This is a genomic window from Bradyrhizobium sp. BRP23 (assembly GCF_020194135.1).
Classification (GTDB): domain Bacteria; phylum Pseudomonadota; class Alphaproteobacteria; order Rhizobiales; family Xanthobacteraceae; genus Bradyrhizobium; species Bradyrhizobium yuanmingense.
Genome location: NZ_JADYVW010000001.1, coordinates 38,174 through 56,630, shown reverse-complemented (window position 1 = coordinate 56,630; position 18,457 = coordinate 38,174). Strand labels below are relative to the sequence as shown.

At 65.0% G+C, this 18,457-nt stretch carries 15 protein-coding genes; 8 read left to right on the top strand and 7 right to left on the bottom strand.

Going from position 1 to position 18,457, the window contains the following annotated elements:
- Position 1 precedes the first annotated feature (1 nt).
- From I6F24_RS00275 to I6F24_RS00265, 3 genes are read right to left on the bottom strand one after another with little or no spacing between them, the layout of a single operon-like run.
- Positions 2-1,366 carry an amidohydrolase family protein gene (locus tag I6F24_RS00275; protein ID WP_225149771.1) on the bottom strand — a complete coding sequence of 455 codons (1,365 nt, stop codon included), beginning with the start codon at positions 1,364-1,366 and terminating at the stop codon, positions 2-4.
- Between the two features lie 4 nt (positions 1,367-1,370).
- Positions 1,371-2,450 (bottom strand): maleylacetate reductase, encoded by a 1,080-nt coding sequence (locus tag I6F24_RS00270; protein ID WP_036034833.1) that lies wholly within the window; start codon positions 2,448-2,450, stop codon positions 1,371-1,373.
- Positions 2,447-2,770: a Dabb family protein gene (locus I6F24_RS00265; RefSeq protein WP_036034831.1), complete on the bottom strand. Its 324-nt coding sequence runs from the start codon at positions 2,768-2,770 to the stop codon at positions 2,447-2,449. The genes I6F24_RS00270 and I6F24_RS00265 overlap by 4 nt, the downstream gene beginning before the upstream one ends.
- Positions 2,771-2,877: 107 nt before the next feature.
- On the opposite strand from I6F24_RS00265, the gene I6F24_RS00260 reads away from it, so the two are divergent.
- The 7 genes from I6F24_RS00260 to I6F24_RS00230 all read left to right on the top strand — a co-directional run bounded on the left by I6F24_RS00260 (position 2,878) and on the right by I6F24_RS00230 (position 11,393).
- Positions 2,878-3,801 (top strand): LysR family transcriptional regulator, encoded by a 924-nt coding sequence (locus I6F24_RS00260; protein ID WP_036005170.1) that lies wholly within the window; start codon positions 2,878-2,880, stop codon positions 3,799-3,801.
- 11 nt (positions 3,802-3,812) lie between these two features.
- Positions 3,813-5,258, top strand: coding sequence for a xylulokinase (gene xylB, locus I6F24_RS00255; RefSeq protein ID WP_109144263.1), 1,446 nt, complete (start codon positions 3,813-3,815; stop codon positions 5,256-5,258).
- Positions 5,259-5,396: 138 nt separating this feature from the next.
- A complete protein-coding gene (locus tag I6F24_RS00250; protein WP_225141424.1) occupies positions 5,397-6,920 on the top strand; it encodes a sugar ABC transporter ATP-binding protein in 1,524 nt (507 codons plus the stop codon).
- Positions 6,913-7,953, top strand: coding sequence for a ribose ABC transporter permease (locus I6F24_RS00245; protein WP_036005162.1), 1,041 nt, complete (start codon positions 6,913-6,915; stop codon positions 7,951-7,953). Before I6F24_RS00250 ends, I6F24_RS00245 begins: the two co-directional genes overlap by 8 nt.
- 100 nt (positions 7,954-8,053) lie before the next feature.
- Positions 8,054-9,001: an ABC transporter substrate-binding protein gene (locus I6F24_RS00240; RefSeq protein ID WP_036023609.1), complete on the top strand. Its 948-nt coding sequence runs from the start codon at positions 8,054-8,056 to the stop codon at positions 8,999-9,001.
- 150 nt (positions 9,002-9,151) lie between these two features.
- The gene (locus tag I6F24_RS00235) at positions 9,152-9,619 is read left to right on the top strand and encodes a MarR family transcriptional regulator (protein ID WP_036005156.1); all 468 of its coding nucleotides are present in this window, start codon (positions 9,152-9,154) and stop codon (positions 9,617-9,619) included.
- A 67-nt stretch (positions 9,620-9,686) separates the two neighbouring features.
- The gene (locus I6F24_RS00230) at positions 9,687-11,393 is read left to right on the top strand and encodes an FAD-dependent oxidoreductase (RefSeq protein WP_225149770.1); all 1,707 of its coding nucleotides are present in this window, start codon (positions 9,687-9,689) and stop codon (positions 11,391-11,393) included.
- Here the strand turns inward: I6F24_RS00230 and I6F24_RS00225 are convergent.
- The 3 genes from I6F24_RS00225 to I6F24_RS00215 all read right to left on the bottom strand — a co-directional run bounded on the left by I6F24_RS00225 (position 11,358) and on the right by I6F24_RS00215 (position 15,652).
- Positions 11,358-12,893: a hypothetical protein gene (locus I6F24_RS00225; protein WP_225149769.1), complete on the bottom strand. Its 1,536-nt coding sequence runs from the start codon at positions 12,891-12,893 to the stop codon at positions 11,358-11,360. The genes I6F24_RS00230 and I6F24_RS00225 overlap by 36 nt on opposite strands.
- A 29-nt stretch (positions 12,894-12,922) precedes the next feature.
- On the bottom strand, positions 12,923-14,098 hold the full coding sequence (locus tag I6F24_RS00220) for a glycosyltransferase family 4 protein (protein WP_225149768.1): 1,176 nt from the start codon (positions 14,096-14,098) through the stop codon (positions 12,923-12,925).
- 207 nt (positions 14,099-14,305) lie between these two features.
- Positions 14,306-15,652 (bottom strand): polysaccharide biosynthesis C-terminal domain-containing protein, encoded by a 1,347-nt coding sequence (locus I6F24_RS00215; RefSeq protein WP_225141429.1) that lies wholly within the window; start codon positions 15,650-15,652, stop codon positions 14,306-14,308.
- 409 nt (positions 15,653-16,061) lie between these two features.
- On the opposite strand from I6F24_RS00215, the gene I6F24_RS00210 reads away from it, so the two are divergent.
- Positions 16,062-17,279 carry an NAD(P)/FAD-dependent oxidoreductase gene (locus I6F24_RS00210; protein WP_036023619.1) on the top strand — a complete coding sequence of 406 codons (1,218 nt, stop codon included), beginning with the start codon at positions 16,062-16,064 and terminating at the stop codon, positions 17,277-17,279.
- Between the two features lie 20 nt (positions 17,280-17,299).
- Here the strand turns inward: I6F24_RS00210 and I6F24_RS00205 are convergent, their stop codons facing one another.
- Positions 17,300-18,436, bottom strand: a complete 1,137-nt coding sequence (locus I6F24_RS00205) for a GNAT family N-acetyltransferase (protein WP_036023621.1) — start codon at positions 18,434-18,436, stop codon at positions 17,300-17,302.
- Positions 18,437-18,457 lie beyond the last annotated feature (21 nt).

Sequence of the window (18,457 nt, the reverse complement as noted above, 5' to 3'; positions counted from 1 at the left end):
CTCAGGCGGCGCGTCCCTGTCGTTCAATATCCTGCACCAGCCGCCGGCCGGATTGCGCCAGCAGCTCCTTCTTCGTCTCGAGTCCCTCGACCAATAGCCGCCCGTTCTGCTTCTTCCAGGCACCGCCGATCATGACGGCCTCGATGTTGGCGAGGCTTGTCTGCATCACGACGGTTGCGACGGGATCATGCACTGGATGGAGATTGAGGTCGGAGGCGTTGATGATGACGAGGTCGGCGAGCTTGCCCGGCGTCAGCGAGCCGATCTGGTGCTCGCGGCCGAGCATGCGGGCGCCTTCCGTCGTGATCCAGCGCAGCGCTTCGCGCACGGGAATCGTGGTCGTCGCCGGAATGGCGCCACTTGCTTTGCGCGATTCCACATTGTCCAGTGCCCGCTGCATCGACAGCGCAACGCGCGCGGCGGAGAGGAGATCGCCGGCCAGCACGGACTCCAGGTCGATGCCGATGGTCGGCCGCACGCCGCGCTTCAGGAGGCGGCCGGTGATCGGAAAGCCATGGCCCTGGATCATCTCGTTCTCGGGCGTCACCGAGAACGATACGCCGAGATCGACGAGACGATCGAGCAGATCATCGGGCAGATCGTTGCCGTGGACGATGTTGATGCCGGGGCCGACGAGGCCGGCCTCGAGCAGCTTCTCCCAGCCGCCTTGCGTCTTGGCCGGACCGCCGCCCTGATGCATCGAGGCGATCAGGTTCAGCTCCCGCGCCAGGCGGAAATCGTGCATGGCGACGTCGAGCGTCGAGTAATGCGGGCCGAGAATGGCGAGCCCGAGCGTGACGAGGCCGTCGCGGTCGGCGAGGGGGCCCGCCAGCAGCCGCTCGACCTCGCGGCGCGGATGCGGCACTTCCGAGAAATGCGGCTCGCCCGGCTTCGGCTCGGGCTTGGGCGAGCCGTGGAAGAACGCGGCGCGGATGCCGCTTTCGATCAGGCCGCGCAAGGCGGCGTCGGTATGGTCCGACGTCGGGTTGTTGTGGCACCAATCGACCAGCGTGGTGACGCCGTGATTGATCTGGTTCAGCGCGCCGACGAGGGTTGCGATGTAGATATCGTCGGGCCGGAACACGGTGGCGAGGCCCGCATGCATGCGGCGGAAATATTCCAGCAGCGTCCAGTTCGCGGCAAAGCCGCGCAAGCCGGTCTGCCAAGTGTGCATATGTGCGTTGATCAGGCCGGGAATGACGATGCGGCCCGTGCCGTCGACGACCGCCGTGTCGGCCGCAGCGTCGATCGACGGGCGCACCTCGGCGATCCGGCTGCCCTCGACCAGCACATCGCCGGTCGAGAGATCGCCGATCGCGTCATCCATGCTGATGACGGTGGCGGATCTGATCAGGGTGCGCCGCATCGCTTCAAGCTGCCGCTTTGATGGCGCCGGGTGGCTCGCCGGTCCAGGCGCGCGCGATCAACTCGCGAATGGCGCCACGCTCGAGCGGGCGCGGATTCCAGTAGGCATTCGTGACTGCGAGGTCAGCCGCCTTGTCGATGCCGCCCTCGGGCATGCCGACATCGCGTAGCGCGACCTTCGCACCCAGCCGCTTCGCAAGTTCGAAAAGCCCCCGAGCTGCATCGGCTGCCCCGATCGCGCGCGCGATCCGCACCATCGCGTCGGGCACGGCCGGCGCGTTGTAGGCCAGCGCATGCGGCAGCACGATGGTGTGCGTTTCGGCGTGCGGCAGGTCGAAAGTGCCGCCGAGCGTGTGACAGAGCTTGTGATGCAGCGCCATGCCGACAGTGCCGAGGCAGACACCGCACAGCCAGGCGCCATAGAGCGCCTCAGTGCGGGCCTCCCGATCGTCGTTCCTGGCGACAATGGCGGGCAGGGCGCGCGCCAGCGCGCGGATGCCTTCTTCGGCCATCAGCGAGGTGACAGGGTTGGCGTCGCGCGCGTAAAGCGCCTCGACGGCATGGGCGATCGCGTTGATGCCGGAGGTTGCGGCGAGGCTCGCCGGCAGCGTCAGCGTCAGGTCGACGTCGTAGATCACGGTCTCCGGCAGCACGGCTGCATCGCGCACCGTGGTCTTCAGCCCGTTCTCGGTCTGGCCGACGATCGGCGTCATCTCCGATCCGGCATAGGTGGTGGGAATGCAGAGCTGGTTTACACCGGTGCGCAAGGCCAAAGCCTTGCCGAGCCCGGTGGTCGAGCCGCCGCCGAGCGAAACGACGCAATCGGCTTCGCATGCCTTCATTGCCGCGAGCGCGCGTTCCGTGACCTCGACCGGCGTGTGCATGGTGGCGCCGGAAAAGATGCCGGCATAGAGCGGGCCGAGCGCGGCTCCCAAGCTCTTGCCTTGTGCCTCCTGCTGCGGCGTCGTCAGCACCAGCGCACGCTTGCCGCCGAGCCGCTCGACCTCGGCCTTGGCTGAGGCAAGCGTGCCGCTGCCGAACACGACGCGGCAGGGCAGGTTTTCGAAGGTGAACGAACCGATCATGCGCCGGTCTCTTTGATGGGATAATCGACCTGGAAGCGCCCGATCCGCAAGTCGCCCAGCGCCTCGCGCACGCGCAGATGCTCCGGGTGGTTGGCATAGGCGGCGAGCGCCGCCTGGTCGGTGAATTCGGAGAACAGCACCACGTCGCAGGCGTAATCGACCGCGCTGACGTCCATGCCGACTTCGATATGCGTGAGGCCGTCGATCCGGCCTTTGAGGCCCTCGAACAGGGTCTTGACCTTGAGCCGGGCGGCGGAGCGCTCCGCGGGCGTCTCCCCGCGCAGTCGCCACATCACGATGTGCCTGATCGGGCCCGACATTTCCTGATTTCCTCGCCTGCAATGGTGCTTTGTTGGCGCCATTTTGCCTTGCAGAAAACGGAAATAAAGGTCAAAATTTGTAAGTCTCTTTTCCTGTTTATGCAAAAATGGACCGGCTGCTTCAACTCGAGGTCTTCTCCAAAACCGCTGAGCTCGGCAGCCTTTCCAAGGCCGCCGAAATCCTGCGGATGTCGAACGCCGCTGCGAGCCGCCATCTCAGCGCGCTGGAGGAGCGGCTTGCGGTCCGGCTGATCGAGCGCAACACGCGCCGGCAATGGCTGACCGAAGCGGGACAGGAACTGCTGCAGCGGTGCAGCACGCTTCTGAACGAGCTCGCCGAAGCCGAGGACGCCGTCTCCGACCGCGCGCTGTCGCCGAAGGGCATGCTGCGCGTGACGAGCTCGCTGTCCTTTGCGATGATCTACCTCGCGCCGATGCTGCCCGCCTTCCGCGCGCTCTATCCCGATCTCAGCGTGCAGATCATCAGCGCGAACCGCTACCTCGACTTCATCGAAGCCGGCATTGACGTTGCGATCCGCACCCGCGAGCACGAGCCGGATTCAAACATCGTCGTCCGCCGCATCGGTCAGATGCACCGCGTGCTCGCGGCCGCTCCGTCCTATCTGGAGAAGCACGGCCGGCCCGAGCATCCCGCCGATCTCGCCCGCCACAACATGCTGATCTACAACCTCGCCAATGATCCCTATTCGCTGCGGCTGAGCCAGGGCAGCACGACGCAGACGATCCGGATCGCGCCGACGCTCGACAGCAACGACGGCCAGATCATCTGTGGTGCGGCGCGCGCGGGGCTCGGCATCCTGATCCAGCCGCTCTATATCGTGCAGGGCGATATCGCGGCTGGCCGGCTGGTGCCTGTCCTGAGTGATTGGCAGCTGCCGTTGCTCACCATGAACATCGCCTATCAGAACCGAGTCAGGCTGCCCGCCAAGATCAGGGTGTTCTCCGACTTCCTCGTCAGCTACATCCGGGAGCATTCAGAGCCGGGGATCTGGATCGACGCGGCGAAGTGAGCGGAAGCAGCATGTATCTCGGCATCGATCTCGGCACGTCGGCGGTCAAGACGGTTCTCGTCGACGATGCCCAGCGCGTGATCGCAAGCGAGAGCCGGTCGCTCGCGACCGTCTCGCCGCAACCGGGCTATTCCGAGCAGGATCCGGCGCAGTGGATCGATGCGACCTTCGCCACGCTGGATGCCCTCAAGGCGTCGCATGCCGATGCGTTGGCGGCGGTCGCAGGCATCGGGCTGTCCGGCCAGATGCATGGCGCCACGCTGCTCGATGCGAGCTCTAGGCCGCTGCGGCCCTGCATCCTCTGGAACGACGGACGCTCTGCGACTGAGTGCCGTGTCCTGGAGCAACGCTGGCCCGCCTTGCGCGAGGTGACGGGCAACAAGGCGATGCCGGGCTTCACCGCGCCAAAACTGCTCTGGATCGCCGCGCACGAGCCCGAGATCTTTGCGGCGACGAAACTCGTTCTTCTGCCAAAGGCCTATCTGCGACTGGTGCTATCGGGCGAGGCCGTCGAGGATGTCTCGGATGCCTCGGGATCCCTGTGGCTCGACGTCGCGCGCCGCGACTGGTCGGACGCAGCGCTGGCAGCGAGCGGCTTGTCGCGCGAGCACATGCCGCGCCTGGTCGAGGGATGCGCGCCCGCAACCACGCTGCGCAGCGAACTCGCGCGGCGCTGGGGGATGATCAGGCAGCCGGTGATCGCGGGTGGGGCCGGCGACAATCCCGCGGGCGCCATCGGCATCGGCGCGATCCGGCCGGGAGCCGCTTTCGTGTCGCTGGGAACCTCGGGTGCGCTCATGGTCCCGACCGACCGGATCGCCGCCAATCCCGACCGTGTCGTGCACACGTTCTGCCACGCCATTCCAGGGATGTGGATTCAGGCCGGCGCGATCCTCTCGGCCGCTTCCTGCCTTGCCTGGCTCGCGCGCCTGTTCGGCGCCGCCGAGGCCGAGCTGCTGGCGCCGCTTGGAGCACGACCGCAGGCGCCGTCGCCCGTGAGCTTCCTGCCTTATCTCGCCGGTGAGCGGACGCCGCACGACGATCCCGTTGTGCGCGGCATGCTGGATGGCCTGAGCCATGGCACCGATCGCGCGGCGATCGTGCGGGCGGTGCTCGAAGGCGTTGCCTTCGCGCTTGCCGATTGCCGCGATGCGCTCGCGGATGCCGGCATCGGGATTGCGGAGGCCGACGTAATTGGCGGCGGTTCACGCTCTACCTTCTGGCTCTCGGTGCTGGCGAACGTGCTGAGCATTCCGATCCATCGCTTTGCCGGAGGTGAAACCGGCGCCGCGTTCGGTGCGGCGAGATTGGGGCGGCTTGCTGTCACGGGTGAGGCAATCGGTGACGTATGCATGCAGCCGCAGCGCATCGAAACATTCGAGCCCGACGCTGCACTGGTCGATGCCTACGCTGAACGGCTTCCCGCCTGGCGCGACCTGTATCGGCCGCGCCACTAGCTGGCCCAATCTGGTTTGCATACTTCGGTATATTCGCCTTCGGTATTGCCCTGCGTCACCCGCTTTTGTTTAATGACCAAACCGCGTTGCCGAGAAACGAGACGCGGGTGGGAAACGCATTGTGCGCCGGGAGGCACGATGAACGATCCGATCCTCGAGATGCGCGGGGTCTCGAAGACCTTCTTCGGCATCAAGGCGCTGCGGGCCGTCGATCTCACCGTCTATCCCGGCGAAATTCACGCCCTGATGGGTGAGAACGGCGCCGGCAAGTCGACGCTGATGAAGATCCTGTCCGGCGCCTACCGGCCCGACCCGGGCGGCGAGATCCGCATCGAGGGCAGGGCGGTGCGGATCGAAGGCCCGCTCGGCGGCCGCGCGGCGGGCATCTCCATCATCTACCAGGAGCTGTCGCTCGCTCCCAATCTCAGCGTTGCCGAGAACATCTATCTGGGACGGGAGATATCGCGGTCAGGCTTGCTGGCGCGCGGCACAATGCGCGAGGGCGTCGGCCCGATCCTGAAGCGCCTGGGCGCGGACTTCCTGCCCTCGACGCTGGTGGCGCATCTGTCCATGGGGCAGCGGCAGCTGGTCGAGATCGCCCGTGCGCTGCACGTCAGATCGAAAATCCTCATCATGGACGAGCCGACCACCTCGTTGTCGGCCGCCGAAAGTGAGCGGCTGTTCGCGTTGATCCGCCAGCTTCGCGCCGAGGGCCTTGCCATCATCTACATCTCGCATCGCATGGACGAGGTCTATGCGCTCGGCGATCGCGTCACCGTGCTGCGCGACGGCCGCCTCGTCGGCTCGCTCGACAAGCCCGAGATCCGCGCCGACACCATCGTGCGCTTGATGGTCGGTCGCGACGTCTCCTCGTTCTACAAGAAGGACCATGATCCGGAGGCGGGGCGGGGGCATCCCGTGCTCGCGGCGATCGACATGGCCGATGGCGGGCGCGTCAAGGGCTGCTCCCTCACCGTGCATGCGGGTGAGGTGGTCGGCCTCGCCGGCCTGATCGGCGCCGGTCGCACCGAGCTTGCGCATCTCATCATCGGCGCGTCGCCAAAAACCTCCGGCCGGCTCGAGCTGGAGGGGCGTCCGGTCGAGATCCGCACGCCGGGCGAGGCGCTCGAGGCCGGCATTGCCTATCTGACCGAAGACAGGAAGGCGCTCGGCCTGTTTCTCGACATGTCGTGCCTGGACAACATCAACCTCGCCGTGCTCGGCCGCGACGCGAAGCTCGGTTGGTTTCTCGACCGCGACAAGGCACGCGAGCGCGCCGACCGCGCCTTTGCCGGCCTCAGCATCCGCGCCGCCAATCCCGGCGTTCCCGCCGGCGGCCTGTCAGGGGGCAACCAGCAGAAGGTGCTGCTGTCGCGACTGCTCGCCATCGCGCCGAAGGTCCTCATTCTCGACGAGCCGACGCGCGGCGTCGATGTCGGTGCCAAGTCGGAAATCTATTCGATCATCGACAATCTCGCCAAGGCCGGCACCGCGATCCTCGTCATCTCGTCCGATCTGCCCGAGATCATCGGCATCTGCGACCGCGTCATCGTGATGCGTGCCGGGCACATTGCCGGCGAGGTCAGCCGCGGTCCGAATTCGCCGCTGGCGCAGGAAGATATCATGGGGCTTGCCACGGGGATGGAGCATCTCGATGCCTGACAATGGTGCTGCGGAAGCAAAGCCGGCATCGACGACGACCAATGGCGCTGCCGCGGAGACAAGACGCCAGCGGATGAGGATGCTGATCAGCGCGCTCGGCATGTTGCCGGTGCTGCTGATCCTCTGCATCGGCTTCAACGTGCTGTCGGAAGGCCGCTTCTTCACCGGACAAAATCTCGGCATCGTATTGCAGCAGGCCGCGGTGAACACCGTGCTCGCCGCCGGCATGACCTTCGTCATCCTCACCGGCGGCATCGACCTGTCGGTCGGCTCGATCCTGGCGGCCTCCGCGATGGCGGGTTTGACGCTCTCCAAGATGCCGGAGCTCGGCTTGCTGTGGCTGCCGGCCGCACTGCTCACCGGCCTCGTCTTCGGCATCGTCAACGGCGCGCTGATTGCGCTGCTGCGCCTGCCGCCCTTCATCGTCACGCTCGGCTCGCTCACCGCAGTGCGCGGCCTGGCGCGGCTGCTCGGGGCTGACACCACCGTGTTCAATCCCTCCATTCCCTATGCCTTCATCGGCAACGGCTCGTTGACGCTCATTCCCGGAGTCGCGTCGATCCCATGGCTCTCGGTAATCGCCTTGCTCGTCATTCTCGTCTCCTGGCTGGTGCTGCGCCGGACCGTGCTCGGCGTGCATATCTATGCCGTGGGCGGAAACGAGAGCGCAGCGCGGCTTGCCGGCATCAAGGTCTGGGCCGTCCTGATCTTCGTCTACGGCATCTCCGGACTTTTCGCCGGGCTCGGCGGCGCCATGCAGGCGGCGCGGCTCTACGCAGCCAACGGACTCCAGCTCGGCCAGTCCTACGAGCTCGATGCAATCACCGCGGTGATCCTCGGCGGTACCTCGTTCGTCGGCGGCATCGGCTCGATCTGGGGCACGCTGGTCGGTGCGCTCATCATCGCCGTGCTCTCGAACGGGCTCATCCTGATCGGTGTCTCCGACATCTGGCAATATGTGATCAAGGGCCTGGTGATCATCGGTGCCGTGGCGCTGGACCGCTACCGGCTGCAAGGCTCCGCGAGAACGTGAAAGGTCTGGCGCGCAGCGGGTGCGCATGGCTTGAGACGAGATTCCGTTGCGGCAACTGGTCTGCCGCGCCGGGGACGAAGACAGACCAGGGAGGAAGTCCATGTTGAAGACGATCATGCTCGCCGGCGCCGCCATGGCGCTTGCCCTCACCACCGCACCATCCTTCGCCAAGGAGCTCAAGTCGATCGGCGTCTCGCTGGGATCGATGGGCAATCCGTTCTTCGTCGCGCTGTCGAAGGGCGCCGAGTTCGAGGCCAAGAAGACCAATCCCAACGTGAAGATCACGACGGTCGGCTTCGAATACGACCTCGGCAAGCAGGTCACCCAGATCGACAATTTCATCGCCGCTGGCGTCGACCTGATCCTGCTCAATCCCGGCGATCCCAAGGCGATCGGGCCGGCCATCAAGAAGGCGCAAGCCGCAGGCATCGTCGTCGTTGCGGTCGACACCGCGGCCGAGGGCGCCGATGCCACCGTGACCACGAACAACGTGCAGGCCGGCGAGATCTCCTGCCAGTACATCGTCGACAAATTGGGCGGCAAGGGTGACGTCATCATCGAGAACGGGCCGCAGGTCTCCGCCGTGATCGACCGTGTGGTCGGCTGCAAGAACGTGTTCGCGAAGAATCCCGGCATCAAGGTGTTGTCGAGCGACCAGGACGGCAAGGGCTCGCGCGAGGGCGGCCTCACCGTCGCGCAGGGCTATCTGACCCGCTTCCCCAAGATCGACGCCATCTTCGCCATCAACGATCCGCAGGCGATCGGCACCGACCTTGCGGCACGCCAGCAGAACCGAACCGGCATGATCATCACCGCCGTCGACGGCGCGCCCGATATCGAGGCCGCGCTGAAAGATCCGCAGTCGCCGCAGATTCAGGCGTCCGCGTCGCAGGATCCGTTCTTCATGGCGCGGCGGGCCGTGCAGGTCGGCGTCGGCATTCTCAACGGCCAGAAGCCGGCTTCGACCGTCGAGCTGCTGCCGTCCAAGCTGGTGACCAGGGACAACGTTGCCGCGTACAAGGGCTGGACCTCGGATCGCTCGCAGTAAGGCATCGGGGCGTTCGAAGCACGAGAGATGGCGGGTGGCGGTTCGATCGCGCCGCCCGCCGCCGATACCTCGCGTGCTCACCAGTAGCACGCAGCAATGCCTGTGCTAGCTTTCCACGATCTCGTTCGGTCGATTCGGAAAGCAGATCCGGTGAAATCCACGACGTCAGGCACCGCGTGGCGGCATGCCAATATCGGCCGCCTGCTCAATAACGCGGTGCGGCGCTTCGAAGGCCGTGTGCTCGAATTGATGACCGAGCGGGGCCACGACGAGACGCGCATCGCCCATGTCAGCCTCACGCGCAATCTCGACGTGGAGGGGACGCGGCTCACCGAGCTCGCCCGCCGCGCCTCCATGAGCAAGCAGGCGATGGGCGAGCTGGTCGACCAATGCGCCGCGCTCGGCCTCGTCGATCGCATCGCCGATCCGACCGACCGGCGCGCGCGCATCGTCGTGTTCACGCCCACGGGGCGCAAATGGCTCGATGCGTTCCGTGATGCCGTCGACATCGCCGAGCGGGAGATGCGGGTCGAGCTCGGCAAGGCCACGATGGATGCAATCCTGAAGGGGCTCGCGGTGTATGGCACGGAATTCGACACGCTCGATGACCCGGATTAGTCAGGCAGCTTGACGAAATAGTCAGGTGTCCTTACCATGTAGGTTGGTGTTGGTAGGGAGAAGCATCTTGGAAATTCGTCTGACGGCCGCGGTGCTCATCGTTGGCGGGGGCCCTTGCGGGCTGATGCTGGCCAACGAGCTCGGCCGCCGCGGCGTGTCCGCGATCCTGGTCGACGAAAAGCCGGGCACGGCCTTCAACCCGCAAGCCAATGCGACGCAGGCGCGCTCGATGGAGCATTATCGGCGGCTGGGCTTTGCCGACGAGATCAGGCGCGAAGGTCTGCCCGCGGACTACCCGACCGATGTCGCATATTTCACGCGCTATACCGGATACGAGCTGGCGCGGTTCGCGCTGCCGTCAGCGTCGCGGGCGGGTGAGCTGATGAAGGGCATGTCAGGCTCCTGGAGCGCGGCGGAGCTGCCGCATCGGGTCTCGCAGAAATTTGTCGAGGCGGTGCTACGCCGCCACGCCGAACGGCTGCCCGGAATCCAGCTCAACTACAGTCACCGGCTGATCGGCTACACGGAAAGTGATGACGGTATCGCCGGCAATATCGAATGTCTCGACGATGGCAGCCGCTTTCGGGTCCGCGCCGACTTCCTGGTCGGGGCCGACGGGCCGCGCTCGATGGTCCGGCAATCGCTCGGGATCGTCTATGGCGGCGAGAGCGGGACGCAGCGCGACTTCATGGGCGGCCGCATGCTGGCGGTCTATCTCCGCTCGCCCGATTTCTACGCGCGCGTTCCCCACGCGAAAGCGTGGATGTACAATTGCTTCAACGGCGACCGCCGCGCCTTCATGGCCTCGGTGAACGGTCGTGATGAGTTTGCATTCCACACCCAGTTGCGACCGGGCGAGGACGAAACTGCGATCACGATCAACCAGGCCAAAGCCGCGTTCCAGCGCGCCTGCGGTGCGCCGATGGATTGCGAAGTTCTGTCCTTCCTGACCTGGACCGCCGGTCACGCATTGGTGGCAAGCGGGATGCAGCGGGGCAGGGTCTTCCTCGGCGGCGACGCGGCGCATCTGTTCACGCCGACCGGCGGGCTCGGCTACAACACCGCCATCGAGGATGCGGTCAATCTCGGCTGGAAGCTCGCAAGCGTCGTCAAGGGCGTGAGCCCGGCGGCACTGCTCAATAGTTACGAGGTCGAGCGGCGTCCGGTGGCGCTCCGCAACACCGATCATGCGCGCCGCTTCGCCGATTCGCTTGGCCTCTTCGCGCCGGCGCCGGAGATCGAGGATGCCACGGAGGCCGGCCACAAGGCGCGGCGAATCGCGGGTGCCTATCTCAATCAGCACGTCCGTGCCGAGTTCAACATCCCCGGCGTCACCTTCGGCGGACGCTACGACGGCTCCCCAATCATCGTCCCCGATGGTAGCGAGCCGCCGCCGGATGCTGCCAACGTCTACGTTCCCACCGCCTCTCCCGGTGGCCGCCCACCGCATGCGTGGCTGGAGGACGGCATGTCGCTGTACGACCAGTTCGGATTCGAATGGACCTTGCTTCAGTTTGGGGACGTCATGTCGGCCCATGCGTCATTCGCTGACACCATTCGCGCGATCGGGGCCGACGTAAAGCTCGTCACGCTACCCAGATCGTTGCGCGATCTCTATGAGGCGGATCTCGCCCTGATACGTCCCGACCAGATCGTGGCTTGGCGCGGCAACGCATCGCAGGCCGGAACGATCGCACGCGTTCTTAGCCGCGTACTCGGGCGCGAAGACGCGCGGCTGCTAGCCGGCGGTGGAGGGATTGGTTCGCGCAGGTGACACGGCCGATGGAATTGCGCTCGTAAAGAGACTGGTCTTGGGCTGGACGCGCGATCCGTCGATCAGCTCGAGCCGCCCGCAGCGATTCAAGGTGTGCAGCTTCCTGCCCGGCCATGCCGGTCCGGGTTTCAGAGTGTGGCGGACGACCTGCTTGAATACCGTCGGCGACAGCTCGACCACTTCCGCCAGGGCAAGCGCTGCGCCGTATCCGTCGGTGCAATCCTGGACCGGTCGCCACAGTTTGTCATCGAGCGTGACGAAGTTTCCTGCCGGCCGCGTGCTGGCGCGGTCGATCAAGACGGGATTGCTGGCGTGGGGAAGCCAAGGCCCCAAGAGCCGATCGGCGTAATAGATTGCCAGCGAATCCGAATAGCCACCCGTTCCGTCGCGCCAGGCGCCAAACAGATAATACAGGCCGTTGTGGCGCGTGATCGTGACGTCGGCCAGCTCGAGGCCGGAAAGGAGCGTTGCGTATCGCTCCCATTTGTCCGGAAACCGAGTGCATTTGTAGAGAGCGACGTCCCCGCGGGTCGAGCTCTCCGGGATCATCCACAGCTCGCCATCGTCCTCGATCAGGAACGGATAGGAGAGGTGACAGGGCTCCTCCAGCACCGGCATCACCTCGCCGATCGGCCCCGCGTCGTTGAACGCGATCGCGGAAATGATACCTTTTCCGACACGGTGATCGAGATCCTCGAAGAAGGCGAAGGTCCGTCCCTGCCACGTGACGGCAAAGGGATCGGCGTAGAAGTGGTTTCCAGGATCTCCCAGAACGTTCCAGCTTGGACCTGACAGGTCTCCGGTCTGCCAGACGCCCGGGCCGTCGTTGAAGCGCCATCCGATATGCCAATGCGGGGCATAGCAGCAGAGGCGATAGATCTCCTTGGCGATCGATACGGCAAGGCCGCGCGCCACGTAGCCAACGGGTCCGCGGTGCGGGACAGTTGAAGCGGGGCGCGGCAGGTGCGGCACGATGCGCGGCCTTCCCGACAGGATCGCCGCCAGCATGGTGAGGGTCCGCGCCATGATCGTTTCGAGCGCACCACTGAGGCCCGCAGCAATCTCACCGGACGGATGGCCGCGGTCGAGGACCGAACCGTCGATCTCGTTGACGATCTCGATCACGGGCAGGTCGCCGGCGAGGATGGCGGCGAGCGCGGCATTTTCGCCTGCGACGCCGTTGAACAGCGGCCGCAGATACAGCCGGGCCGGGCTCGCCGGATCGCGCGGGGCATTCGTGAAATCGACGATTACGTCGGCGGTGCCGATGCTGACCCGTGCTGGTTCGGAGCTGATCGTCAGCCTGTCGGCGGCGCTGTGCTTGCCCTTGTGCAACACGATGCGTTCGAGCTCGAACAGCGCATCGAGACCTGCCGGCCGCGGCTCCGCCGTTGCCGTCCATGCAACTTGCACCGACATGTCCCGGCCGTCGACCGACAGCGTCCTGCGGTCCATCCAGCGCCGCGCATAGTCACGTTCACAGCGAAACTCGATGATCATGTCGAGCCAATCTGTTCCGACGTATCAGGTCAAACGACCCGGTCGAGAATCCGGACGTATTCCTCGACCATGGCATCTACCGAATAGCGCAGCCGCAGGCCTTTGGCGTTTTGTCGCAGCTCGTCACGTAATTGCTTGTCGGTTACCAGCCTGGAGACCGCCGCGGAGAGCTTCGCATGATCGGAGGCATCGACGAAGAGCGCCGTCGGTCTGCCCTCGTAGGACAATACCTCGCGCAGGACGGGAAGATTGGTCACGACGGAGGGAACACCGGCGTTGGCGGCCTCGACCGCGGCCAGACCGAAGGTCTCGGCCTGGGTCGGAAAGACGAACACGTCGAGACAAGCAAGGAAGTCCGCCATCCGGCCAGGAGGAATCTCTCCCAGCAAATGCAGACGGTCCGCGACGTTCAAGTGGTTCGCGAGCTGCCTCAGCCGGGCCTCGTCGGCTCCCTGGCCGGCCAGCGCAAGATGCCAGGACGGTTGATCCGGCAGCAGACCGATCGCCAGATCGAGCCGCTTATGCGGATGCAGCCGTGCCGCGCAACCGAGCAGGACGCGGTCCGGTGGCAGGTTGAATTGACCTCGTGCCGCCTCCTTCGACAGGGTAAGGGCCTTGTCGTCGAAGCCGTGCGGCACATGCACCATGCGCGACCGGTAGGCCGCGGGGTAGCGCGAATATTCGCGCTCCATGTCCTGCGAATTGAGCGTGATGCAGTCGAAGAAGCCGAGGCTGCCCATGGCGATGTCGGCGGTGCGGACCGGCCAGCTCATCGCCAGCGCGGATGAAACCTGATTGGCGACGACGGGTGCACGGCTGACGAGGCGCGTGACGCCGGCGCCGATGACGTTGCCGAAATGCTGGAAGGTCAGGACGGCGTCGGGCCTGGTGGTTCTGATGTGGCGGCCGAGCGTCCACAGCATCCGCAGCAGCGCCAGCGGATTGCCCGGCCGGCTCGGCGCGCAGTAAAGCGTGGCGGGCGGTTCGTCAAAGGAGTCCGATTTGCGGAAGAAGAACAGATTGGTGACCCGGTGACCGCGCGCGGTCAGCCCGGCGCCGAGCAGCCGCGAGATCTCCTGTGCACCGGCGTTCTCGGCCTGGGTTTGCGCAAGAAGCACGTGGAGTTTTCGCCCACTGCCGTTCGGCCGCGCAGGTGCCGTCGCGCTCGTCTCGTCCAGGTCTTTGTTCGGCTGATAATGGAGCACGGATCCCGACCCGCTAAAGCAACGAAATCTTCACCTTCTTAACTCCGTACCTATCATGCGGGCATCCCGCGGACACCGGCTAGCAACAAACGGAGTTAATGCGGCGCGGATGGCGACGGTGTCGTTGGCGCAGCATTTCCGCTGGTTCCCCGCTGGCGCGTTAACCAATCGGTCCTGCGCGTTCACCCCGGCGGCGCGTGCTGACACCTAGTCACGCGAGTCCGCGCTGCGAACGGCATAATTGCCGCGCCTCGATGCTGGGAAGCGCAAGAGCACCAGAACGGAAGGATCCACCCCGCTGCGCCGGCGGCAGAGGACGTTCAGGGCGATGGTCGCGAGCGCGAGCGACACGGTCGTCGAAATCGCCGCGCCAAGCACGCCGAGGAAGGGGACCAGGACGAGAAATCCGACGAGCCGCAGCCCGACGTTGGCAGCGACCACCGGCACATAGATTCGTTCATGACCGGTCAGCTGCAGGATCGCAGCAGCCGGGCCGCCCGCCGCCTGAATGGCGGTTCCGATTGCAAGCACGATCAGGACCGAATGCTGCTCGGCGAAATGAGGTCCGAACAGGTTGAGGAGATAGGGGCCGCCGATCCAGATCGTGGCGAGACCGGCGACGACGCAGAGCCCAGTCACTTCCGCCATCAAGCGCGAGGTCCGCTCGAACTCCCCGTGGTTCTTGCTGAAATAGAGCGACGGGAGCCGGCGCGCACCGAACGTGTAAAGCGCCGCGGACACCATGGCGAAAATGTTGGCGAGGCGCGAGGCGGCAAAGTAGATTCCCGCGGTCGTCGGATCCAGCATCCAGTAGACCAGAATGACGTCGAGATACTGATTGGCGACTTCGAGGATCGATGCGAGCCAGAAGTGCAGGGCACTTGATCGCCAGCGTGACGTCTCCGAGCGCGCCGGCGTACTGCGCAGATCCGGCAGCACGCGCGCGACGGATACGATCTGCGCAACAAGGCCAACCGACATGGCGACCGTCATCGCCGCGAACAGCTCGGCCGGATCGAGTTGGCGATGGGCGAGCAGCATGACGAGCAGGAACACGACGACGAGGGCCCGCCAAAGGAACTCGCGGTTTCCTTCGCCCATGAGAATGCTGACCAGCGAGCGCGCGATTTGGCTGCCGAGCATCAATCCGGCATTGACGGCCGTGTAGGCCGACACCGCAAGGATCAGCAGCCACCAGTCGCCTCTCATGCTCGCGACGATCGCGATCCCGCCGATCACGATCAGCATTGCGACCGAGGCGATCTTCAAGCTCGATTGCAGCACGCCTTTGGTAAGGTCCGGCCTTTCGCCGACCTGATATTCGTTCAGGAATCGCACCAGCAGGGATTCCTGGCCGACCAGTCCCACGACGGCTGCGATCTGCGCGACCGACAGCCAGGTCGCAAAGATGCCGAAGCCGTCAGGCGACATCGTCCGCGCAGCCAGCGAGAACAACGCGAACGCGAGCACGCCGCTGCCGACCTTGAGCAGGATGGTCCCGGCAACGCCGCGCGTGACGTCGCGCCGCATGAACTGGAGAATGGATGCGATCATGGAAGGGTTAAGGGAGCCGCGCTCCCCTGACGAGACATGTTCCGATACCGGCGAGAACCTAGCATGTCGAGCAATCGCGAGTGTTAATGGACGAGTTGGAGGATTTCGGCGATCGCGGTGATACGGGTTGCTTCGTTCTGGAACATCGCTGTCTCCATTGTCCAACATCTGCGAGTTTCAACTCGCGCGACGGACGGCATAACGCCGCATCGACGACTGAGAAGGCGAGATCCGGGGCTCGCGTGCAGAATGGTTTCGGGACAGCAAGACGCGTGCCGCGGCGAGTCGGCGAACTGGGCACCTGCGGTCATTAACCTCAATCTCAGGAAATGTTCGCACCCGGCCCTGCGATGCGACATCAGGCGAGAGAATTGCACTGCAGACGCTGTTAACCGTGGGAGCCGGAGCCATGACGAGAACCGTGACCGAGCCGGTCGACGGGGACGAGACCGCAACCATCGACTCGGACGTCGCCATCGTCGGTGGCGGTCTTGCGGGATCGCTTGCGGCGGCCGTGCTGGCGCGGGCAGGGCGTCGCGTCGCTCTGATCGACAAGCGGGCAGTCCATCCGGATGAGTTTCGGGTCGAGAAGATCGGCGGCCATCAGCTGGAGCTGTTCGGCAAGCTCGGCTTTCTCGATGCGCTCGAAGATGTCGCGTGCCGATATGATCAAGTGCTCAACATCCGTGAGGGCAAGGTGGTCGATGTCAGCGTCGGCAGGGCTTACGGATTTGCCTATGCCGATCTCGTCGCAATGGCGCGTCGCCAGCTTCCGGATCCTTCCAACCTGATCGTCGACGAGGTCACAGCGATTGGCAGCAGCGGCGATGTCCAGCATCTCGAGCTCGCCTCCGGACGGCGCGTGGCGGCGCGCCTCGTCGTTCTGGCCACCGGCATGGCGGGAGCCCTGGGCTACAAGCTCGGCATCAGGCGGCGCGTGCTTGCCGAGCGCCATTCGGTGTCGTTCGGTTTCACGATCGCTCGCCAGGATGGCACCCCGTTCGATTTCGAGGCGTTGACCTGTTACGGCGAACGCACCGCCGATGGCATCGACTATCTCAGCCTGTTTCCCGTCCACGCCGGAATGCGTGCCAATCTCTTCATGTTCCGCGATCCGACCGATCCTGTTATGCGCGAGTTGCGCCGCGAACCGGAGGCGACAATCTTGCGCCTGCTGCCGGGATTGCGGAGCTACCTCGGCGATTTCCGCGTGACCGATCGCGTCCAGAACTGGGTGATGGATCTGACCGTCGTCGAGGGGCATCTCCGGCCCGGAATCGTGCTCATCGGCGATGCGTTCCAGACCAATTGTCCTGCGGCCGGAACGGGTGTCGCCCGCCTGCTCGTGGACGTCGACCGTCTCTGCACCGAATATGTGCCGCGATGGCTCATGACTGCAGGCATGGGCCTGGAGAAGATCTCGCAATTCTATGCCGATCGCGACAAGATCGCGGCGGATCAGCAATCGCTGAAGATGGCACGCTTCCGCCAGGCGCTGACCTCGCGCAACGATATCGGCTGGGACGTGCGGCGACGGTTGCACTTCCTGCGGCGCAGTCTTGCACACCGCGTCGATCAGATGCATCCGGGCTGGCTTGGCCGCGTCCGCGGCGTATTGCGCGCCTGATCTCTGCGACCCCCCGCCGGTCAGCGCGTGGGCCTCGCGGTGTGGGCGGGCTGAACCTTCAAATCGGAGAGCCGCTTGGCCGCCAGCTTGAGCCAGGGCGCCTGCTTCAGCGCGAAGAGGGCGATCGCGCCTACGGCGCTGCCGACCTGCGTGACCTCCCACATCGGTGAAGCCTGTGCGCCGAACGATTTCTTGTATGGCTCGTCGCCGATGGTGAAGTCGAGCATCTGATCTCCGCGCTCAATACAATCTCGCGCCACTTGTTCGAACATCAGCGCGCCGATGGACTGGCTCTTGTAGCCGGCGATGTCGAAGGCGCTCATGATGACGAGGAAGCTGTCGCGGTGGCACAATCCGAGCACGGCGGCGATCACTTCGCCGTCCATCTTCATGGCATAGAGGCGAACGAAGGACCCGAGGCCCCGAAGGGCGACGTCGGAATAGAAGCCGTAATATTCGGGCCGCTGCAGCAGGTCTCCGTCGCCTTGTGCGTGAAAGCGCGGGCCGCGAAACTTCCTCATCACCTCCATCGTCTCGAGCACGGCGGCGCTGTCGCTGCAGCATGAGAAGCTCAGCGCGCCCTTCTTCTGCAGCTGACGATATTTCTTGGCGAGTTCCTTCTGGTAGGAGCGATCCATCGCACTGGCCCGCCATTGCTCGTAAGGCGCGACCAGAACCGTGGCATAAGCATTGGTGTTCATCGAGACACGGCGGGATGTGGCCAGGAGGTCCTCGATCGGAAGCCGTCCGTCGGGCAGCTTGGCCATCCGGAGCAGATCGAAGGGGCGGACAAGGCGCCGAATCTGCGCGCATGCGGCCGCATCATCGAGCAATCGTGAAAACACGTCCGGGCTGCAAACCGGTGCCAGATAATCGGAGACGCGGAGGTCGGCGAACTCGATGGTTCGTATCGGACCGCGCCGGATTCGGAGCAGCGGTAACACCATCGCAAGCGTGCCGGTGTCGCGGTCGCGCACGATGACGACCAGAGCCGTTGCATCCGTTTCCGGCGCGAGCCTGGTGTAGAGGCTATGCAACCAGACCGGATGCTGGAAGGCAGTGGCAGCCGAACGATCGAACAGCTCTGCATATTCCGGAGACAGAAAGTCGAACGACGGCTCGATGGCGATGTCGAACGTGTTGCTGGGCTTATTCATGCGCACAAGGAAACCGGATCA